The following is an 18,867-nucleotide window of genomic DNA, read 5'->3' as shown; positions in this document are numbered from 1 at the left end:
CAGAGGGCCTTTTTCATCGTGATAACACAGACAAGCATCTCTTGTGTGGCGTTCGGGGAGCAGCCACTCAATTCCGTTGGAGAAAGGAGCTTGCGAATGGATTTTGATCAAGATGAATATAAAAGCTTGTTTATGGCGTTGCAAGCACGAGAAGAAATGATTATCGAAACAATGAAACAAATGTTCGAATCCATCTCTCAGGAGACCCAAGTTCCCCGGGTGGAAAAGATGCTGAATGAGATCTATGACGGCTGGCAGGCGTTGCAACAGAATCGGCAGCTCCAGAAAAAAATCCAACAGACCCTCCATCAACCAAAAAACGTTAAGGTTTTGAAGTGAATCTCTTTTGCAGTCCGGGTGAGTCTGGAGAAAATCGGATCTCCCCCGAAGACAAAAAAAGGCGGCAGATGCCCGACCGACACCGCTTCGACCAACCGCACAAATGCGGATCGGTTCCCTGGAAGCGTTGTGAAAAAGTGAGCGGCAGCATTTACCCAAAGCCGCTCCGGCTGTACTCACAGAGCACAAGTCTCGCCTGGGTCGCTTACGCTCCCCGGTCTCGCTATGCACTCACAGAGCACAAGTCTCGCCTGGGTCGCTTGCGCTCCCCGGTCTCGCTATGCTGTCCTGCAGAGATGGTTGCACGGTCCGCTCCGAATCATCCTGCTGCGGGCAAGGGTAAATGCCTGCGGATGCAACACAGAGAAGCTTTTACCCCTGAACGCCCTTGCAGGCTGATTCTCCGCTGGGCAGGACAGCAAAGTCTTTGGGATTTTTGTTTGGGTGATGTCATCCCCAACCAGGAGGGAAAGATATATGACGGATTTCGGAAAAGATCTCTATTACTTGAAACAGGATCGTCGCCGACCGATTTCTCCAGCGGAAAAATCGAATCCTTGGATCCGAGCCGGGAACCCACCACAGGCGAAAATCGAATCCAAAAGGACACGGAGGGTCCAACATGAAAAGTCGTGGGGAACTGCAGAGGAACCTGGAACAAATGCGACCTCGATACATTACCCCTAGTGAACACGATCTGCGAGGGGCTGTAAACAGTATCTCAGAAGAGAAGGAATGATGGAAGAGAAAACTATAGTTATAAAAAACTAAAGCTAGTGATTTTAAAAAATTTGGTCCCGTATCCAAAAACGGAACCATTCAAGCGTATGGAAAACAGTCATTTCCGTGGGGGGAAGCTGCCAGTGAAACCGTTATCATCGATGAAGACACCGAAGTCTTGGAAATCACACCTAATCCCTTTCATACAGAGAACACCCGGAAGCAAATCGTCGACTTGGTCAACACCTATGCCAAAGAATACGTCAAAGCGCACAAATCCTTAAATGCTGATTTATACACAACGGTGACAGACAATATAAAAAAGGAAGAAGCAGAAGGCTTTAGTTATGAAAAGAAATACGGAAATGACGAACCCTATAAAGGAAAAGCTTTAGGAACGCGAATCGACTTTGCTTATTATAAATTCCAAAAGAATGAACAAACCGATCGATTTGAAGCCATGATCCCTATAGAACTCCACCGACAGGAAGTCGATACGGGCTTTTTCTCCGACGGAGAGATGCAGGACAACTACCATGAATATAGCGTTACATTGGCGTATTATGAAGATAAGAAAAAGTGGTTGATTACATCATTGGAGCCCGGTTATTCCGATGTTACGGGAACCTTTGGCAACAAAGACGTGATGGAAGGAAAAGATGTAGTAAAAAGTACATTTAAATGATCAGAGTCCCCAGATGAAAAATCTGGGACTTTATTGGGATAATGTAAGTAAGAGGTTGATAACGCGGAATGGAATGAAGTGGTTATAGATTCAAACGATATGAGTATAGAAATAAATTGTATTGACATCAGAATAAAGGAACTTAAACCCTGATTACATTGAATAAAAAATGTCAAGCGTGTGGGCATTCACTTATGTATAAGCTAATCCCACAGACGAATATTCTTGTTAATTTCCAATAGCTTTTCATTTTCCAGAACGATTTCCCGAAGGAAATGAAAGGGATCCTTTCCCCAGTGAATAAAGTCTTCTAAAGTATATCGAACAGGATCCATCTGAGGGATTTGCCGGGCAGTCAGCTGGACTTTGTTCGTACGATCGATTAATCGCTCCACTAATGTTTCCTTTGATAATATGTAGATTCCGGTGCAAGTATAAGGGCTATACGTTTTGGGATCTTCTCCATTTAACCAAAATGGCATGATAGCAAAATGATAAAGACCCGTCGGCTTGAGATTATTGAATGTTAACCGATTTCCACTTTCATAAGCATACTTAATCTCGATCCGAATGATTTCATCGTTCGCTTCCAATACTCCATCATGGGATTTCGTCATATGTGACGTTTTTCTTGCCCCAAGTGCTTCGCATATCCATTCTTCCACATAATCTGAAGGATCATCATAACCAGGGCGATACGCCCGGAAATTATGAGGGGGGATTCGGATTGAAGCGGTAAGTCCAGGTTTAACCAATCCCACTTCACCCAGCGTCATGATCGCCAACATGACATCCCATTCATCTACTTCTAAAACTTTCGCAATTTCTGTAGAATCAGCAATCTTTAATTCTATAATGGTAGTGTACACATCTTGTTCCAGTCTATCTAAGGATTCCAAGATTTCCTGAGGTTCTTTTTGCAATCGTACCGTTCACCTCACTAGAAAGAAGACCCCAGAAACGGGGTCTTCCTTTGAAGGACTCAGTGTTTAGGCACAGCTTGCATCCGAAAATCAATCAAACCGTATTGCTTTAGACTATACAGTGTTTTCATCGCCGTTTTTGGATCAATCTTCAGTTGTCGTTCCATTCCGGAAAGATTTGTGACAACTTGGCGTGATCTTACGAATCGGTACACTTTCCGCTCCAAGGAGGTTAATTCCCCCATTCTCACCTTCTTAGGGTGAGGCGGCATCATAATTTGCATTGGTAAAACCTCCAATGAAGGAGATCCTCATATCGTTTTTCTTACTTCTATCTTACGTGGTTACGAAGGTCAAGTCAAAAATTGTTGTTCTCCATTTTTCCCGAAATGTCCAGCCTTAAAACGCCGGTTCCCTACTGGTCCCTTTCTCTTCATTCAACGAGTGGCTATGATCGGGTATTCCGCTACCCAAGCGGGAACTTTTAACAAGCACATCCGTATAATCAGGGGGAAAGGAGAGGATATGTTGAAGAAAAAATTTTGGGTGTTACTTCTCGCGCTGGCCCTGTTGTTGACGGGTTGTGGGGAAAAGGGGGATGATCCGCAGCCACCTAAACAAGATGTCACCACTGGCCCGGCCGAAGAGGTTTTCGTAAAAGAACCCAAGGACGCTGAAGAAGTGAAGTTTGTGGAACATGTGGACGGGGATACCAGTAAGTTCAAGGTTGATGGGAAAGTGGAGACGGTTCGGTACTTATTGATCGATACACCAGAAACCCGCCATGTGCGCCCATAAGGCGTTTAAGGAATTGCTGAGGACAGCTAGGAATAACCACAGTCCTATCACCAACCATCTACCCGTTTAGACGAAAGCCGAACGGTGACCACAAACTGTCACACGCATGCCATCTGTTCCAAACCAGCTTTCTCAAAACACTTGGGTGGAAATACAGGTCAAATATCGCTAAATTTCTCACAGAAAAGAAATACAACAAAAATGGAGAAATCGGAATAACATACATGCACAAAGGCAAAGAAAAGTTCCGGAAATTCTACGATGAGGGATTCAAAAGACAGTAGTCCCCAAAAAAGGAGTACCAAGACCCTGACATCAGACCATCCAACATAAGGAACGCCTGCAGATCAGGCCTACTACAGCGCCTCAGTGTAGAAAAATGTGAATGGTGCAACACAACCAAAGGCCCTTTCGAGGTTCACCACATCCGAAAACTAAAAGACCTAAAGGGAAAATCGGAATGGGAGAAGGCTATGATCGGCAGGAATAGAAAGACAATGGTACTGTGTAGAAGATGCCATAAAGATCTACATGCAGGAAGGCTTGATTAGGAAGCCGATTGAGAGCCGTATACATCGAGGGGTGTACGTACGGTTCGGAGGGGAGGTCTTGGAAACCTATCTTTGGAATCGGAAACTGCTTACGCTACCGATGAACTCAGATAAGGCGCCCCTACCCCCGGTTAGGGGAGCAACCGCTCGGGAAAGAAGCCAGCGAACGGGTCCGAAAATTGCTGACATACGCCGACCGGATCACACTGGAGGGGTTGTTCCAGGTTTGGGCTTGGGGGAAGGGCTATCTTTTAGTTCCCGAAGGAAGCTGGGATCTCCCGCCGTACAAAAGCCCCGAGTTCATACACGACCTTTACCAGAGCGGGATGACGCTGGAGGAGTTCCGAAAACTCCCCGTCTATCGGATTGCCGTCAAACGAGGACTCATTAAAGACGACGAATGGGTCGGCCCCAACACCTGGGACGGGGGAGAAGAATCCAAGGAGAAATCTTAAAAAGAGCCTTATTTCAAGGCCCTCGGTTGTTTATAAGCAAAACCCCTGAAACACCGGCTCACGCAAATACCCCGCGTGAGTCCATTTCGTATTATGAGGTCAACCGGTTTGGTTGGCCTCTTTTAGTAGACTGGAGGTAGCCGGTGAAGAACGAGGGTCCATTTGGGATGCGATCCCGTTATAAAAACCGTTCGCCCCTGTTGTAGGAACCATGTTTGAGCTGGTTGAGACAAGATCTCGTATAACGAGCGAAGCTGTGGTACTGCAGCATACAGGGAGAAGCGACCGGCAAAAAGGATAGGGGGAATGTGAAATGCAACCGGTTGTAGGGGTGGATATTTCTAAGGGAAAAAGTGTAGCATTTTTAGATCGCCGGAAACCGTTTGGCAAACCCTTTCAGTTTGAACATTCCCAAGCGGGACTAAATCGGTTGCGGTTGTGCCTGAGTGAAGTGGAAAACCGAACGGGAAAGCAACCATTTGTCGGACTACCATTTGCCGGTGACTACTTTTCTGGAGCAACATTCATATCCTGTGGTCGTGGTAAATCCGTTGACCGCACAGTGGTCTAAACGGTCTCACTTGCGGAAAGTCAAAACAGATGCGCAAGATGCTTACCACTTGGCAGAGCTGTTTTACAAGGAGGAGTTTTCCCCCTCTCAACCGAAACAGGATTCTCTTTCCCGTTTGCGCCTTTTGACCCGACATCATGAAGCGATGACAACTGCCTATGTTCAACTGAAGCTCCAATTCCAGGCGATTTTGGATCAGGTGTTTCCGTTGTATCCAGGAGTATTCTCCGATCTGTTCTGCAAAACGTGTTTAAAAATGCTACACCGGTATCCGACTCCTTCGGCTGTCCTGGAAGCGGGAGAAGAAAAGCTGATAACGGAAATTCACTCATTAACCGCGTGTTCCCGGTCCGAAGCCTGGGCGCAAGAGAAAGCCAAAAAAATGATGACTGCGGCACAGAACAGTCCGGTCTTGGCTATCTGTGAGAGTCATCGGGTGCTTGTACGAGAAATGATGGAGCTGTTGTCCCGGCATCAAGAACATCTCAAGCAGATCGAAACAGAAATGGAAGCCGTGGCTCGGGACATTCATGAATATGATTCTATCCGGTCCATTCCCGGTGTAGGGGACAAAATAGCCGCTACAATCCTGTCCGAAGTGGGAGAGGTGGATCGGTTTGGGCCTTCGCCGGATTGGATCCCAGTGTTTACGTTTCCGGAAAGTTTGTCTCGACCACAAACCACATCACCAAACGAGGGTCCAAACAGTTGCGAAGGGCAATGTTTCTCGCTGTCCAATGTGGTCTTCGTGGAAAACGAAACCGCTGTTTACGCGAATTCTACGACAGAAAAAGGCTGGAAGGCAAACTGCATAAGGTGGCAATAATCGCCTGTGCTAACAAACTGTTACGTATCATCTATGTCTTGCTGACTCGGAAAGAAGTCTACCGTGAATCGATTCTGACAGGCTGAACAGAACAAGGTAACACCTACCTTCCAATGGAAAGGTTTAGCATACCATTCTGGTTTGAAACGAAAGTGGTTGCCGATATATCGTTCTATACGATATAATCCTCATAAACGATATAGGAGGAACATTATGAATTCCCAGCATCTTTCTCAAATATTTACTTCGATTTATTACCACTGTCATCCCAAGTTTACCATTCCATTATCACACTCCTCTGTCCGTGCTCTTCAATATATTGCAATGAATAAGGGGGGAACTGTCCGCGAGGTAGCTGAACATTTAGGTTGTGCACATAACACTGCTTCCGAGATTCTCCGTCGCCTAGCCGATAAAAAACTGCTTTCCCGGAAACGAAGAAGAGACGATGAACGGGTTGTCGAACTAAAGGTTACAACTTTAGGTTGGGAAATTCTCAAAGAACAAACGGGGTTAGATATTGAAAAATTGGATAATGTACTTCGTAACATGCCGATAAAAGATAAAAAACAAATCTTTGAAGGGTTTTCATTGCTACTAAAGTATGTTAAGGAGGGATCATAATCTAATGCTTTTTATATTAATCAAAGCACTGGTTTCTGCCACAGTTATTTTATTCGTTACCTGGTTAGCAAATAGATCACCCACGTTTGGGGGATGGATTGCAGCTTTACCACTGGTCAGTTTGCTATCTGCCTTTTGGTTGTCATTAGGAAAGCAAAGTTCCAGGGAGATTGCTGATTTTTTGACAGGAGTTTTGTGGGGATTAATCCCAACTGCTCTTTTATTACTAGTTATTGTTCTTTTCCTGAGGTACCATGTTTCTTTCCTATTGTCTCTTTTCATAGGTATTAGCATATGGGGAGTAATCACTTATTTAGTCCAAGCCCCGCAGAATTAACTATTATTTGTTTCGTAGAATGGTCCGGTGACCCCTTAGTAGAAAATTACCCAAATATCCGACGGTACATGGGGAAAATCCATGGCTGGAACCTACTATTGGCTTGACAATTAGCTGATTTTATATTTGACCCGACAGTGGATCTTCGGTTCCACATGGACAAACTTCCGATCTTCCCGGATCTTAATCCGTTGCGCCACCTGATAGAAGGCTTTCCGTTCCCTTGGACCGATTCCGAGCTCCATCACTCCACCGGGGCGGAGACGGCCGTCTTCCTCCACGGCAATCAACCAGCCAGGTTCCTCTTTTCGATATCCGGTGATGATGACTTCCGTCTCGTGCCAGTGGATCACCTTTTGCCATGCCCATGAGCGTTTTCCGGGGTGATACAGGGAGTCTTTCCGTTTCATGACGATCCCTTCGAGTCCCGCTTCCCCTGTCGCTCGGAAGAGTCCGGTTCCATTTTCCTCGATATGCCGGATCCGGGAAAACACCTCGTCTTCCTGAAGTGCCTCTTCCAACAGGGCTTTCCGCTCCATCAGAGGACGATCCATCACCGGTTCCCCGCGGTGCATGAGAATGTCGAACACCACGTATTGAACGGGAAGGGAACGTGCCAATCGCTTCACCTTCATCGGATCACGGGTTTTGAGCCGTTTCAGACCCGTTCAAAATCGGGCCGACCTTGGCTGTCGGTTACGGTTAGCTCTCCGTCCAGCACCGTACCCTCGGGAATGGGAGAGAGCAACAATTCCGGGAACCGTGACGACAACTCATTCCCATGACGGGTGTAGGCTTTCACTCCGTCCATGGTCGATAGAAGCAGCCGAAATCCATCCATCTTGGGTTCGGCAATATATCGCTTGTCATCGAAAGGTTGATCAGCCTTTTGCGCCAAATGAACCGGGACCCAAGCCGAAGAAACCGGAAAACTCGAGTCCTCCGCCCGATTCTTCGTCTGAGCCCGATGCCTCTGTCCAAACTGAAACGAAGCCTAAACCCCCGTCGCCCTCGCAACCCCAAAAGGATGATTCATCCGTGGTTGCAGTGGACTTTCGTGAGGGAGTGAGCATAGAGGAGCAACAGGCCCTTCATCGCAAGTGGAAGGGTCAAGTGGTCAAACGACTTTTTGGCGGGGATATTGTTCTGGTAAAGATCGACCCGGAAAGCCTTCAGGACTATCAGAAAAGCCCGCTCATCGAACGGATCGAATCAGACCCAGCCTCGTCTTCACAAGAGAAGAAATCACCGGAACGAGCGGATAAATCCGATGCTCAACAAAAAAAGGAACCAAACCTCACGGAGCGAATGAAAGATCGACTCCAAAATGGATGGTAAAAAGGCCGGACGAATCCCGGTCTTTTAAAGTGCAAAGAAAAAGGATCGTCTCTTACGACGACCCATTTTGATTTGAACCTGGATCTCTCTTTGTTCCTTCAAACGATCGGTGGAATGTTCCTTTTGAATCTGCCCCCCACCAGAAGCCTGAGAGGACTAACAGAAGGGAAGCCAATATCAGACCGTACTCACGGTCTCCCTCCTTTAAGAAAAAGATGCCTCATCTGGGTACCTTCTCTATTTTACTACAAAAATTCATAAATGATATTGATAAGAGTCCCCTCATTGCAAAATCCAAGGGGGTTTTATTTCTTTCGTAGATACCAGAGAAGGGCTTCATCGCATTTGGCGTGCTGAGATAGGCGTGGTTGTAGTGGAACCCTTGGTATTTGGCCTAGACTTCCCGCCCCTCATTAGGGGTGGTTTTACTGAGACCGAATATGCCGTTCAGTTAATGTTTCATCATTCACCTGATCCATGGTGACCGAGTATTGCAAAGTTTGTTGGATATGTCCATCATCTTCTTTTCGAGTTTCAACACTGACCTTAAAGAGTTGCATTTGCTGTTTCGTGATTCCTTTGTCGGCTAATCGTTTCTTGAATTGGATCAGTTTTTTTTGTGCTTCCTGTTTCCACTCTTTGTTGGAATCTATCCAGTCGCTTACCACAAACTTAATATAGACCCCTTTAATGAGGGAGCACATCCTGCCAGTAAGGAAACTCCTGTGGATCCAAACGATCTTTCTCTACGTATACCAATATATAGTCCGGATTTGCTTGAATGCTCTGTTTGATGTCTTCGTTGAATTCCTTCTTGATTTGATGGCTCCAAAAATCGATGTGGTACGTATCGGTATCCTCTTTTGTTTTGAGATCGTGAGTGACTTCAAATTTCACTTCAGGATTGTCTTTCGCGTAGGCGATTCCCCTCGCTTCATTCACACAACCGGCTCCGAATCCGGTACAGCCCCTTTTGATGTTGGTGACTTCAAACTCTTTGTCGTACTTCTTAGAAAGATAATCTTTTAGATGTTGGGAAACTTCACCCGGATTGATCTCCGGTCCACACGCTGTTAACAAAATTGTAAGTATGGATCCCCAGATAAGAAGGATTAATCTTAACAGTTGGTCTCGCTCCTTTTTTAAAAGATTTTATTATGATACCACTCTGAATTTATGTATCAAGTTCAACGTGGCTGTTACAAATCCCCGCTACTATCCAAATGTATGTTCGGGTTAAAGTGGTACGGATTGATCCGGTGGAGCGTTGGCTGGTCATGAGGAATGGGGAGGATAAGGAGTTGCTTCCGTTCTCCATCATTATCGGAGCCGAGGAGCCGACCGATGATGCTTAAGCCAACGATGAATTGGGAAGCTCTCTACAAGAGATCGAGTGAAGCTATGCACAAGACCTATCATGATTACTGGACATCGCGGCCGTGCTGGATAATCGGAAAGACGTTCAAAAACGCATGTGGCAAGTGGCCAATTATCTGATGAAACATAAATAAGCCCCAAACGGGGCTTTTATGAGATTCTCTGATACTTTATTTGCTGCAAAGTGTATAGAGTCGTTTTAAACCTTGGAGCAAGCCGTTCAACTCTCGGGATACGAAAGATTCCGATCAGGTCAAAACTTAACCGCCCTTAGGTTCGTCACTGTTGGTACTGGTCGCTACAATTGTAAATTCTTTTTCTTCAACCAGTGGATAGAGGAGACCCGCACCCAGTAAGGAGACAGTGATAATAGAGAGGATCAGACGTTTACTCCAATTCATCAAGAAAATCCTCCTTGTCTTCAAAGTGTTTCTGTATCTCATACATACTTCGAACATATTTCTGAAATTCCTTCTCATCTATGTTTCGCCAGGATTCCGCTAGGCCATAAAGAGCCCGATGTTCTCTTATTTTATAAACGTAATCTCTTGCAATACTCAGGGCTTCCTCGTAAACTTGGATGGCTTCTTTTGTCTGATCCATTTTGCGGTGAAGATCGCCTATCAAGAGGAGAGCGTTTACTATGCGAGGGGCATCATTATGATCCTTGGCGTTCTGGATCGCTTGGTCAAACGTCTCCAGAGCTTGGGTGGTGTTTCCTTGATGGTTGTACAACATTCCCAAGCTGATTAATGTTTTGGTCAAGGACTTGGAAATCATCGTTTTCGGGCAGTCTAACGCGGTCTGGAAATAGTTCTTTGCGGCTTCAAAATCCTTTTTTCTCATAAAAACATTTCCCAAGACCGTGCAGAGGGTGATGATGGAACGGTAAGACAGGTTCCGACGGGCAATATCCAGTCCCTCTGAAGCATAACGGATGGCATCATCGTCCATCTGCATCCGATAGCTCATTTCTGCCCGGAGCCAATAGAAGGTGAGAACCACATCGATATCATCGATTCGGTCCATCTCCTCCCAAACATCTTGAACCAGCTTGAGACATTCTCCTACACGTCCCAACCGTTCGAAAAACAGCCCTTTGTTCTTTTGAAGTATGTACCACAGATAAGGGCGATCTCCCCCGGAAATAAAGGCATCCATCCCACTGTCCGTAAACTTTAGGGCCCCGTCCAGGTCGTTTTGAAGGTAGTGACACACACTCAACTCCAAAAAGGCGGCTGCTTCAATGTTCGTCTCTGGTTTAGCTTGGGTGGCCAGTTGAATTGCTTTATGCAGGCTACGTTCTGCCTTCTTCCATTGTTTTAAAGACACCAAGCACTTTCCTTTTATATAGTAAAGTAGTGGGGCCAGAGGATTTTCATCTTTGATATCCAGGTGGTCCAGTTCATCCAAAACGGTTTGTGGCCTTCCGATATCTCGTTGAACCTCAGCCAGCTGTAACTGCTGTTCCAGAGATTTGAGCGATTCTTGCTCCCCAATCAGTAACTCTGGGATCTCCTCCGGTGCTATTCCCAGCTTATTCAGGAGATAGATGGCCCGATCAGACCGAACATGAGGAACTCCCCGTTCAATGTTACTGATGGTCGCTGGCGAAATTTTATCATCAGCTAAATCCTCTAAACGCAGTCCTTTTTCTTTTCGTACCTTTCTGATAACTTTGCCCAGGTCATGGATATCAACGGATTGCATTTTCATTCCCTTCCTTCCTCTTATTTTCTTTCCAACAACATTTTACAATAGGGGAGGGAATGTTTGAATTATTTGTTCAATATTCCAGCCATAAGATGAAATTTTTCTTACGGGGCTTTTTCCTAAGGGATAGATTTATGATGCACCAAGAGGACAAACGAGAAGCTAAAGTGCATCTTGATCGAGTTTCGTCAACGGCGAAACGAAATGGATCTCGATGGTGTGCTTTGTTGAAGGACACTTCAAAGAGATGGTCCTGCCTACAAAGGGTTGACCGGGAAGGAACAAGATGTGAAAGACGACTGGATAAAACCTTACATCGGCCGCGATTACGGAAGGAATTCGACGGAAGTGCTGACCACGGGCATGGAGTAGTTCGGCTATAATTGGCACAACTTCAAACTCTTCGACCTTTCCAAGGATGAAGCGCATGAAAAAATGATGTGGGGTGCATTAGCCGGCATATGATGACGATGTGATATATATGCAAGAGATAAAACATGACATTCACAGCAGTCGGCTACTGCAACGTTTGATTCTGACCATGCCAGCCGATATGCATGAGAAGCTGAAAGAGATTGCCGAGGAGAAAACGCAAGAGACGGGCGGCGCGATCAAATGGTCCATGGCCATGTTGACTCGCAAAGCCTTGCAGGAATACATCGAGAGGTACGAAAAAAGCAAACAGGAATGAAGGATCGCCCCCATCATTGGGGGTTTTTCTTTTTGGCAAGCAAAAACCCCGGGCGATCCCGGGGGAAAGGAATATGTATTCATTCAACGTGTCCGGCTTCCATGCCAGGAATGCTGATATCCCATCCTGCCTGCGAAGTGTAATCCACGTTTCCGGTCAGCTCGCCGTAGACGGTGACGATGTCATCCTCTGCTTGCTTGATCGTACCTTCGTAGCGAACCATGAGGGCATCGTTGAAGTTCCAGATCCCGCTGGACATCTGCGTGACGGCGATGCGCATGACGGTGATGCCGTCTTTTTCGTGGATCTCAAGAATCTGGCCCTTGTATTTGGCGATCTTGCCTCTGTACTTATCGGGCGCCTTCTTCAATTGCTTGTAAGGAATATCCTCGGCTTCTTTCTTTAGCTTGGCGACTTTCTCTTTTTTGGATAACTCGCGATGGACGAAGAAATACTTCTCCACGCTCTCCTTTTTCTCTTTCTTGACCACGATGTAAAAGGCGTTATCGACTTCTCGCTCCAGATTCTTGGCCAGAAAGGAGAAGTTTCCTTTGTCATCGACCTTTGGCTCTGCCAGCTTCTTTTCTTTGATTTCTCCTTCATAGATGATGACCTTTGCGCCTTGTTCCGTCTTTCCTTTGATCGTCGCTTCATCTTTCTGCACGGTGATTGTGCGCTTCAAGTCCAACTTGACCTGCTCCGGCTTCTTCTGCTCCTGCTTCTTCGGCTCATCGGCTGCTTTCGGCTCTTCAGAAGAATTGTCCACTGCGAACACGAACACGATGAATGCGCCGGCCATGATTAGCAGACCTTGTTTCCGGGTCGGTCCTTTGATCCGACGAAACTGGAAGATGGCGAAGAAGAGACCGGCCAAAAAAGCGAGAAACGCGAGGAATCCGAGGAACATAAATCAACCTCCATTGGTATGATTTTCATCTTATTTAGTATAGCAAATCTTCACATCCTTCGGGCGTGGGTGTTGCACAAAAAAGGAGGAGCCAACCGCCCCTCCTGGCCAAAAAGAAAAACCCCGGTGCTTTCGCAGACGATCCTCAATCTCCTGCCTTGTCAGGTGACTGACATCTCCGATCCCTTTCCAGAAGAGCGTGACATAACCGTCGGCCAAGAACTCCTGAAGAAAATCATCATCGGGTGCGCCGTTCAGTGAGTTGGGATGCGTGCCGATCAGGTATATTTCAGCGTTTGAATGAACCATGGATCTGTCTCCTTTCAAATAATTCGTAACACGATCCCAATTTAAGGACATTGATCCTGCCATTCTCATAACGAGGTATTTAAAATACTTCAAAAAATCGTTGACATCATTTACCGTTGTATCATATACTGCAGAGGAAACATTAACCAACGGGGAGGGGTTCCGGTGGGAAAGGTGGTTGCGGTCATCGGGGGCAGGGCAAAGCAGGTGAAGGGGAAAGATACATACAACATGGATGTCATTCATCATCTCGTGCAAAAAGCAAAGTGGCGATGCGATCGTTGGAGACGGTGGTGAAGAAAGCGGATGTCGTCTTCCTAATGACAGATGCCTGCTCACATGAAAGCATGTATCGCGCACGACGCTTATCCAAGCGATATCAGAAGCCCATGCAGTATCTAAAACGAACGGGAACGAAAAGTTTATTGGAAAGAGCACAGGAGATGCTTCATGAGAAGTGATTTTTTTAGGCCTTATATCATAGAGGTATGAACGATACTTCAAACGAATACTGAGAGAAAAAGGAGTTGGATTTCGTGGTCAAGCAATCGGATCAGATGTTGCAGAAGGTATGGAGCGGGCTGGATGTCCTACGGGGAGCCGTAGATTCCTCGCAGTACATCGATATCCTACTCAGCCTGTTTACTCTGAAGGTCTTAAACGACAACGAGGATCATCCCTATATTTTGCCTTCAACAGCGCAATGGAGGGAGATTCAGGTCGGCCCCTCCATCCGAAAAAACCTTCATCAAGCGTTTCACGACTTGGAAAAAGAAAACCATGATCTTCAAGATGCGTTTACCTTTGATCACACCTTCATTCATGACGAAGAGGTCCTTCGCAAGTTCATTCGCCACCTGGATAAAATGAATTTCTCACGAAATCAACTGGAAGACCCGGATCCCTTAAATGGAACTTTAGCGCAAACAGTGGAAGGTCTGCTGGACAGGTTGGCTGCCGATCAAGGGAGAAGCGGAGGAGAGTTTTTCACCCCGATCCATATCGGGACGCTTTTGGCCGCACTTCTGAGCCCCAAAGAAGGATCGGTGTATGATGGTGCGGCAGGAAGTGGCGGTTTCTTGATTGAAGCAGCCAAACAAGCACAGCCTCAGCCAGTCAAGCTGTACGGTCAAGAAGTCAATCGCCGAACTTACGGTATTTGCAAGCAGAACTTCATCCTTCACGGCTTGTACGATGCCAAGGTGAAAAAAGGAGATACGATCCGTGAACCTCAGTGGGCGGATGGATTTCAACTGAAGCGGTTTGATTATGTTTTGATGAACCCGCCTTTTTCCCTGAGGAATTGGGGGCAAAGAGAAGCCGGGCAGGATCCCTACGGACGGTTTCAATACGGCATTCCAAGTGGAATCGGCTCTGATTTGGCCTTTGTTCAGCATGCGCTGTCTTCCTTGAAGGATCAAGGAAAGGCCGCCATCGTGATTCCTATGGGAGTACTGTTTCGAGGAGGAGCCGACCAACAGATTCGACAGGCGCTGTTGGAAGAGGATGTGATCGATGCTGTGATCTCCTTGCCGCCCAACCTCTTTTACAATACAGGCATTCCTGTTGCCATTCTCATCTTAAACAAAAACAAAAGTCATAAGGGAAAGGTTCAGTTCATTTACGCCCAACAAGACTTTCAACAAGGCAGAAGACAAAATCAATTGCTCGAGAAAATCGTCCAAACGTATCGCGACAAACAAGAAGTTCAGCGATACAGCCGACTGGTTTCCTTGGAGGAAATTAAAGAAAAGGACTGGGTTTTGACTGTTGCACGATACATCGAAGCATCTTCCGTTGAAACCTCCATTGGCAATGTCATGGTCAGTACGAAAGCTTATGAGAACTCTGACCTTCCCTTAAAGGTACTGGGTGAGCTCTCTGAACCAAAACCCTTTCGCGGAATGAATCCACCCAAAGAAAACGAGGAGGAACCCAATTCCCATTTGATCAATCTTGTCGATGTTCAAGATGGCAAAATCCTGTTCAACCAGCTGAAGCCGACCTATGTCGAGCCTCGAAGGGCGTTGCGCTTTGAAGCAAAACCGGGTGATGTGCTAGTTTCCAGTCGAGGAACGGCTTTGAAGGTCGCCGTGATTCCTGAGACACAAAAAAAGCTTCTGCCTTCGAATAACTTTATAGTGGTGCGTCCAAAGGAAGGTCTACATTCGCATTTCCTGAAAGTCTTCCTGGAAAGCCCGGTCGGTGTGCAATACATCGAAACCCTTCAAGGTGGAAGTGTCGCACCTATTATCAACCCCAAACATCTTGCTTCGATAAAGATCCCGCTCCTGCCTTATCATAAACAGGAACGAATCGCGCGTCACCTTCTGAGAGCGGATAACGAGAAAAGAGAAGCGATTCAAGCGGCGGAAAAGAAGTATCAACAACAACTGCAGGAATTGTATGATGAGATGGGGATTCTGAAGTTTATTGAACGATCTTAAGCAAAGGAGTGGTAGGGGATTTCGCGCTCCTTTATCTGAAACATCGCCTGCACGGGATCCCCAACAAACGAAAGATCCAGCATGTGGTCATCGATGAGGCGCAGGATTTCAGTGTTTTTCAGATCTACGCCCTGAAAGAAGCGTTGGGAACCAGTATCTTCACGATTTTAGGGGACCTGGCCCAGGGGATCCACCGGTATCGGGGAATCGGGGATTGGCAGGAAGTCATCGATTACGTCTTCCCTGAAGATCGATGTCAGTTCCGCACGTTGGAAAAGAGCTACCGAACCACGGTTGAAATCATGGAATGCGCCAATGAAGTGATTGATCGGATGGAGCAACCGGGGGTGCTTCCGGCCCAACCCGTGGTTCGCCATGGGGAGAAGCCCCGGTTTAAAGAGTTCGACACGTTGGAGGAAGGCATCCACGCGATTCGTGACGAGCTGAATCTTGCCCAAGCCAACGGATACGGAAACGTAGCCATCATCGGACGGTCTCTTCAGGAGTGCGAAAAGATTCAACGAGCGCTCATGACCCAAACGGACTTTTCCGTTCAATTGCTGACCGGGGAGGAGAAAACGCGGGATGTGGATGTGGTCTTGGTTCCTTCCCATGTCGTCAAGGGACTGGAGTTTGATTATGTTATTCTGGTGACTTGGGAGGAATCCTTCTCGGAGAACGAATTGGATTTAAAACTGTTGTATGTCTCCATGACCCGACCGCTTCACCGACTCACGGTTTTAGCCAGGAAAAACTCGTTTCCATTGTTAAATCGCTTAAATCCGGTTACTACATCCCGATGAGATAAAAAGAGAGGCTGTTGGCGAAGAAAAAGCCAACAGCCTCTTTTAGCTGGCAAAGATTGAAAAAAACCGTTCCTCTTAGGGAACGGTCAGATGCCGTCTTTTTCTGGAGCTTTGGAGGCCCATGCCGCGGCTGTTCCAATGACCGGACAGGCCATGGTCGCCAAGATCACTTCTGTATAGCCGCCGAACCAGTCGTAAGCCATGCCGTAAGGAAGGGGGCCCAAGGCCGAACCCACGACCGTGACTGTCATGGCAGCCCCTTGATGCTTCCGAGATGACGTCGTCCGAAATACTGAGGCCATATGGCATTCAACACAATCTGTCCAAGTCCGGTTGATCCCCCCCAGATAACGGCGAAGATCACTGCAGCCGTGACCGAATGGACATTCAAGATCAGAACCAAAAAAGACAGTTGCAGTAGAAAGACAAATGCCAAGACCCGGTGGGTGGGGTACCGGTCCACCGCAAACCCACCAATGAAGATCATGGGAAAGCCGGCCCCCGCCATCAAGCTCAAGACGAGGGCCGTCGTGGAAACTCCGAGCCCCAGTTCCTTCATGATCGACGTCAAGTGAAAGGTGAGTCCGGTGTTGACCAGAGCCGGAAAACTTACGCAGAGAAGGATCAGCCGCATCGCTTTCTTTAATGTCCAGTCCGTTTCATGTACAACAGCCGACGGATCCGATGGATCGGTGTTCCCGGCCTCATCTGGCACGAGTCCCACGTCCTCCGGCCGGTTTCGTACAAAAAAGGTCGCCAAGGGGGCGCCAAGCGGTTGGCCAATCCCAACGATCGATCATCCAGTTCCTTCAATATTCAACCTCCAGGGGAGTTCGTTTGTTCCTCAAAAAACGAAGATTCGAAGAGGTTATTTTCTTGTTCCCCTGGTAGTATTACCCCTAGATTCAGTTTGCGGTTCCCGGACCGATTCTCTCCCGTACCAGATGGATGAAGTGGGACATGGCGGGGGATTTCCATTTGTCCTTGTGCCAGGCGAGTTGGGTTGAGACGCGGTCTTCGGGGTGGGTCCAGGGAAGCTCGGTCAACCGTCCCTCCTCCAGTTCCCGTTCCACGACTATGCGGGGAAGATATGCGACGCCGAGGCCACTCATGGTGCATTGTTTGATCGCCTCGCTGTTCCAGAAATCGATCCGTTGCCCAGTGCCCGCAGACGCTGCCTTCAGCCGGTCTTCCAACAGGGTGCGGTAGGTACAGCCCGCCTCCGTCTGGAGGATAGTATGGTCGGCGAGGTCGACGGGGAAGATCTTCTCTCTGCCGGACAGGATGTGGCCGGGGGGAGCGACAAGTACCAGTTCCTCCCGAATCAATGTTTCCGTGCACAGTTCCGCTTCCGTACGTTCCTCGTCCAGAAGGAAAGCCAGGTCCATCTCCCCCTCCTTCAGTTTGCTCCGCAGATCCCGGCACTGGCCGGGGGAGAGTTCGAGCCGCACCCGGGGATGACGCTATCGGTACTCGTAGAGGATCGTCGGCAGCCGGTAGACGAGCAGGGACTCCGGCGCCCCGATACGCAACGGACCCGACGGGGTCTCCTCCGTAACGACGGTTTCCGCCGCTTCCCGGGATAGCCGGTCCATCTCCTCCGCATAGGGGAGAAGGCGTTGGCCTGCCTCGGTCAGCACTGTCCGCTTCCCCAGTCGGTCGAAGAGGGGACTGCCCAGTTCCTCCTCCAAGGCGTGGATGTGAGAGGTGATCGTCGACTGGGCATATCCCAGCTCCTCCCCGGCCCGGGTAAAACCGCCCCTTTTAGCCACGGTTCGGAATGTTTTCAAATGGCGCAGCTCCATGGCGTTCTCTCCTTTCCTTCTCATTATAAAATCCGATCGTTTAAATCATAACCATTCATTTAACAAATGGGGAGTCCGGATCTATAATGAGACAGACGAAAGGAGGAATGCCTCTTGAAACGCGAGTTGATCGGTCCCTTCGCCCTATAAATATAGATACTTCCGATTCAAGAAAAATGGAGGGTAACTGTTCATGAAAGTACTGACCGTTGTAACGCATCCGAGGATCAATTCTTTGACGTTTGCGATAGCAAGCCGTTTTATAGAAGGTTTGAATGAAGCAGGTCATGAGACGGAAGTCTTGGATTTACATCGCATGGTTTTAATCCTGTATTATGGGAGGCCGATGAGCCCGATTGGTCAGCTGACAATCATAAATATTCCCTAGAAGTCCGGTGAAAAAGTCCAACTAAAACCAGGTTTTTAGCTTCCAGTGTCGAAAACTGTCTACGGAAGAACATCACGGATCGATAGGGTGAGTTGATGAAAGCGCCAAAGCAATCATACGTCCAGCCTCGTCTTTTTCAGGCGATCGATATGGAAGCGATCATTCCCCAAAAGCATATCCTGCGGAAATTGAAAGATGTCATCGACTTTTCTCAGGTTCACGAATGGGTGGCTCCTCTTTATTCCGAGAAGACAGGG

At 47.5% G+C, this 18,867-nt stretch carries 26 protein-coding genes and 4 pseudogenes; 18 read left to right on the top strand and 12 right to left on the bottom strand.

The window, feature by feature from the left end:
- Window positions 1–96 precede the first annotated feature (96 nt).
- The 3 genes and pseudogenes from C8P63_RS09050 to C8P63_RS09040 all read left to right on the top strand — a co-directional run bounded on the left by C8P63_RS09050 (window position 97) and on the right by C8P63_RS09040 (window position 1,744).
- Window positions 97–339: a hypothetical protein gene (locus C8P63_RS09050; RefSeq protein WP_108023379.1), complete on the top strand. Its 243-nt coding sequence runs from the start codon at window positions 97–99 to the stop codon at window positions 337–339.
- Between the two features lie 778 nt (window positions 340–1,117).
- Window positions 1,118–1,237: pseudogene (locus tag C8P63_RS20035) on the top strand (TcaA 3rd/4th domain-containing protein); the annotation flags it as partial.
- On the top strand, window positions 1,238–1,744 hold the full coding sequence (locus C8P63_RS09040) for a hypothetical protein (protein ID WP_170109586.1): 507 nt from the start codon (window positions 1,238–1,240) through the stop codon (window positions 1,742–1,744).
- A 203-nt stretch (window positions 1,745–1,947) separates the two neighbouring features.
- Here C8P63_RS09040 and C8P63_RS09035 read toward each other — a convergent pair whose 3' ends face one another.
- Window positions 1,948–2,667 (bottom strand): hypothetical protein, encoded by a 720-nt coding sequence (locus C8P63_RS09035; protein WP_108023373.1) that lies wholly within the window; start codon window positions 2,665–2,667, stop codon window positions 1,948–1,950.
- Window positions 2,668–3,195: 528 nt separating this feature from the next.
- Here C8P63_RS09035 and C8P63_RS19770 point away from each other — a divergent pair.
- The 6 genes and pseudogenes from C8P63_RS19770 (at window position 3,196) to C8P63_RS09005 (ending at window position 6,829) form a co-directional block, all read left to right on the top strand.
- Entirely contained in the window at window positions 3,196–3,465 is a 270-nt protein-coding gene (locus tag C8P63_RS19770) for a thermonuclease family protein (RefSeq protein ID WP_281258700.1), read from the top strand.
- Between the two features lie 314 nt (window positions 3,466–3,779).
- On the top strand, window positions 3,780–4,016 hold the full coding sequence (locus C8P63_RS20030) for an HNH endonuclease (protein ID WP_425437276.1): 237 nt from the start codon (window positions 3,780–3,782) through the stop codon (window positions 4,014–4,016).
- Window positions 4,017–4,195: 179 nt separating this feature from the next.
- Window positions 4,196–4,471 carry a hypothetical protein gene (locus C8P63_RS19090; protein ID WP_170109585.1) on the top strand — a complete coding sequence of 92 codons (276 nt, stop codon included), beginning with the start codon at window positions 4,196–4,198 and terminating at the stop codon, window positions 4,469–4,471.
- A 313-nt stretch (window positions 4,472–4,784) separates the two neighbouring features.
- Window positions 4,785–5,954: pseudogene (locus C8P63_RS09015) on the top strand (IS110 family RNA-guided transposase).
- A 127-nt stretch (window positions 5,955–6,081) separates the two neighbouring features.
- Window positions 6,082–6,492 (top strand): MarR family winged helix-turn-helix transcriptional regulator, encoded by a 411-nt coding sequence (locus C8P63_RS09010; RefSeq protein WP_108023367.1) that lies wholly within the window; start codon window positions 6,082–6,084, stop codon window positions 6,490–6,492.
- Window positions 6,473–6,829 (top strand): DUF3147 family protein, encoded by a 357-nt coding sequence (locus C8P63_RS09005; RefSeq protein ID WP_342748066.1) that lies wholly within the window; start codon window positions 6,473–6,475, stop codon window positions 6,827–6,829. The genes C8P63_RS09010 and C8P63_RS09005 overlap by 20 nt, the downstream gene beginning before the upstream one ends.
- Before the next feature lie 110 nt (window positions 6,830–6,939).
- Here C8P63_RS09005 and C8P63_RS09000 read toward each other — a convergent pair whose 3' ends face one another.
- Complete coding sequence (locus C8P63_RS09000) at window positions 6,940–7,464, bottom strand: ATP-dependent DNA ligase (protein ID WP_108023363.1); 525 nt, start codon at window positions 7,462–7,464, stop codon at window positions 6,940–6,942.
- Between the two features lie 23 nt (window positions 7,465–7,487).
- Entirely contained in the window at window positions 7,488–7,727 is a 240-nt protein-coding gene (locus C8P63_RS19765) for an ATP-dependent DNA ligase (protein WP_108023361.1), read from the bottom strand.
- A gap of 140 nt (window positions 7,728–7,867) precedes the next feature.
- Here C8P63_RS19765 and C8P63_RS08990 point away from each other — a divergent pair, with 140 nt between their 5' ends.
- Entirely contained in the window at window positions 7,868–8,167 is a 300-nt protein-coding gene (locus C8P63_RS08990; protein ID WP_108023359.1) for a hypothetical protein, read from the top strand.
- A gap of 425 nt (window positions 8,168–8,592) precedes the next feature.
- Here the strand turns inward: C8P63_RS08990 and C8P63_RS08985 are convergent, their stop codons facing one another.
- From C8P63_RS08985 to C8P63_RS08975, 4 genes are all read right to left on the bottom strand, one after another.
- Window positions 8,593–8,835, bottom strand: a complete 243-nt coding sequence (locus C8P63_RS08985) for a hypothetical protein (protein ID WP_146172152.1) — start codon at window positions 8,833–8,835, stop codon at window positions 8,593–8,595.
- Window positions 8,836–8,854: 19 nt separating this feature from the next.
- Window positions 8,855–9,109, bottom strand: a complete 255-nt coding sequence (locus C8P63_RS18780; protein ID WP_146172151.1) for a hypothetical protein — start codon at window positions 9,107–9,109, stop codon at window positions 8,855–8,857.
- Window positions 9,110–9,804: 695 nt separating this feature from the next.
- A complete protein-coding gene (locus C8P63_RS19085; protein ID WP_170109583.1) occupies window positions 9,805–9,945 on the bottom strand; it encodes a hypothetical protein in 141 nt (46 codons plus the stop codon).
- Window positions 9,932–11,260, bottom strand: a complete 1,329-nt coding sequence (locus tag C8P63_RS08975; protein WP_245920804.1) for a DUF2225 domain-containing protein — start codon at window positions 11,258–11,260, stop codon at window positions 9,932–9,934. Before C8P63_RS08975 ends, C8P63_RS19085 begins: the two co-directional genes overlap by 14 nt.
- A 478-nt stretch (window positions 11,261–11,738) precedes the next feature.
- Between C8P63_RS08975 and C8P63_RS08970 the strand changes: the two genes are divergently transcribed.
- Window positions 11,739–11,948 (top strand): hypothetical protein, encoded by a 210-nt coding sequence (locus tag C8P63_RS08970; RefSeq protein ID WP_108023353.1) that lies wholly within the window; start codon window positions 11,739–11,741, stop codon window positions 11,946–11,948.
- 79 nt (window positions 11,949–12,027) lie between these two features.
- Here the strand turns inward: C8P63_RS08970 and C8P63_RS08965 are convergent, their stop codons facing one another.
- Window positions 12,028–12,747: a hypothetical protein gene (locus C8P63_RS08965; RefSeq protein WP_146172150.1), complete on the bottom strand. Its 720-nt coding sequence runs from the start codon at window positions 12,745–12,747 to the stop codon at window positions 12,028–12,030.
- 12 nt (window positions 12,748–12,759) lie between these two features.
- Here C8P63_RS08965 and C8P63_RS18775 point away from each other — a divergent pair, with 12 nt between their 5' ends.
- The 5 genes from C8P63_RS18775 (at window position 12,760) to C8P63_RS08945 (ending at window position 16,414) form a co-directional block, all read left to right on the top strand.
- Window positions 12,760–13,116: a hypothetical protein gene (locus tag C8P63_RS18775; RefSeq protein WP_146172149.1), complete on the top strand. Its 357-nt coding sequence runs from the start codon at window positions 12,760–12,762 to the stop codon at window positions 13,114–13,116.
- A 213-nt stretch (window positions 13,117–13,329) separates the two neighbouring features.
- On the top strand, window positions 13,330–13,461 hold the full coding sequence (locus tag C8P63_RS19760) for a hypothetical protein (RefSeq protein WP_281258699.1): 132 nt from the start codon (window positions 13,330–13,332) through the stop codon (window positions 13,459–13,461).
- Window positions 13,437–13,625, top strand: a complete 189-nt coding sequence (locus C8P63_RS20025; RefSeq protein WP_108023346.1) for a DUF2325 domain-containing protein — start codon at window positions 13,437–13,439, stop codon at window positions 13,623–13,625. Before C8P63_RS19760 ends, C8P63_RS20025 begins: the two co-directional genes overlap by 25 nt.
- Window positions 13,626–13,700: 75 nt before the next feature.
- On the top strand, window positions 13,701–15,611 hold the full coding sequence (locus tag C8P63_RS08950; protein ID WP_108023344.1) for an N-6 DNA methylase: 1,911 nt from the start codon (window positions 13,701–13,703) through the stop codon (window positions 15,609–15,611).
- A gap of 8 nt (window positions 15,612–15,619) precedes the next feature.
- On the top strand, window positions 15,620–16,414 hold the full coding sequence (locus C8P63_RS08945; protein ID WP_108023342.1) for a 3'-5' exonuclease: 795 nt from the start codon (window positions 15,620–15,622) through the stop codon (window positions 16,412–16,414).
- An 89-nt stretch (window positions 16,415–16,503) separates the two neighbouring features.
- On the opposite strand, the gene C8P63_RS19080 is transcribed toward C8P63_RS08945, so the two are convergent.
- From C8P63_RS19080 to C8P63_RS19550, 4 genes are all read right to left on the bottom strand, one after another.
- Window positions 16,504–16,668 (bottom strand): hypothetical protein, encoded by a 165-nt coding sequence (locus C8P63_RS19080; protein WP_170109581.1) that lies wholly within the window; start codon window positions 16,666–16,668, stop codon window positions 16,504–16,506.
- The gene (locus C8P63_RS08940) at window positions 16,665–17,177 is read right to left on the bottom strand and encodes an MFS transporter (RefSeq protein ID WP_281258698.1); all 513 of its coding nucleotides are present in this window, start codon (window positions 17,175–17,177) and stop codon (window positions 16,665–16,667) included. Before C8P63_RS08940 ends, C8P63_RS19080 begins: the two co-directional genes overlap by 4 nt.
- A 145-nt stretch (window positions 17,178–17,322) precedes the next feature.
- Complete coding sequence (locus C8P63_RS19555) at window positions 17,323–17,868, bottom strand: substrate-binding domain-containing protein (RefSeq protein WP_245920803.1); 546 nt, start codon at window positions 17,866–17,868, stop codon at window positions 17,323–17,325.
- 12 nt (window positions 17,869–17,880) lie between these two features.
- Window positions 17,881–18,222 (bottom strand): LysR family transcriptional regulator, encoded by a 342-nt coding sequence (locus tag C8P63_RS19550; protein ID WP_245920801.1) that lies wholly within the window; start codon window positions 18,220–18,222, stop codon window positions 17,881–17,883.
- Window positions 18,223–18,415: 193 nt separating this feature from the next.
- Between C8P63_RS19550 and C8P63_RS08930 the strand changes: the two are divergent.
- Both C8P63_RS08930 and C8P63_RS19545 read left to right on the top strand, forming a co-directional pair.
- Window positions 18,416–18,615 (top strand): annotated as a pseudogene (locus C8P63_RS08930) (NAD(P)H-dependent oxidoreductase); the annotation flags it as partial.
- Between the two features lie 90 nt (window positions 18,616–18,705).
- Window positions 18,706–18,867, top strand: a pseudogene (locus C8P63_RS19545) (IS5/IS1182 family transposase); the annotation flags it as partial.

This window comes from Melghirimyces profundicolus, from assembly GCF_003054245.1.
Lineage (GTDB): Bacteria > Bacillota > Bacilli > Thermoactinomycetales > DSM-45169 > Melghirimyces > Melghirimyces profundicolus.
This window is presented reverse-complemented; position numbering and strand designations above follow the sequence as displayed.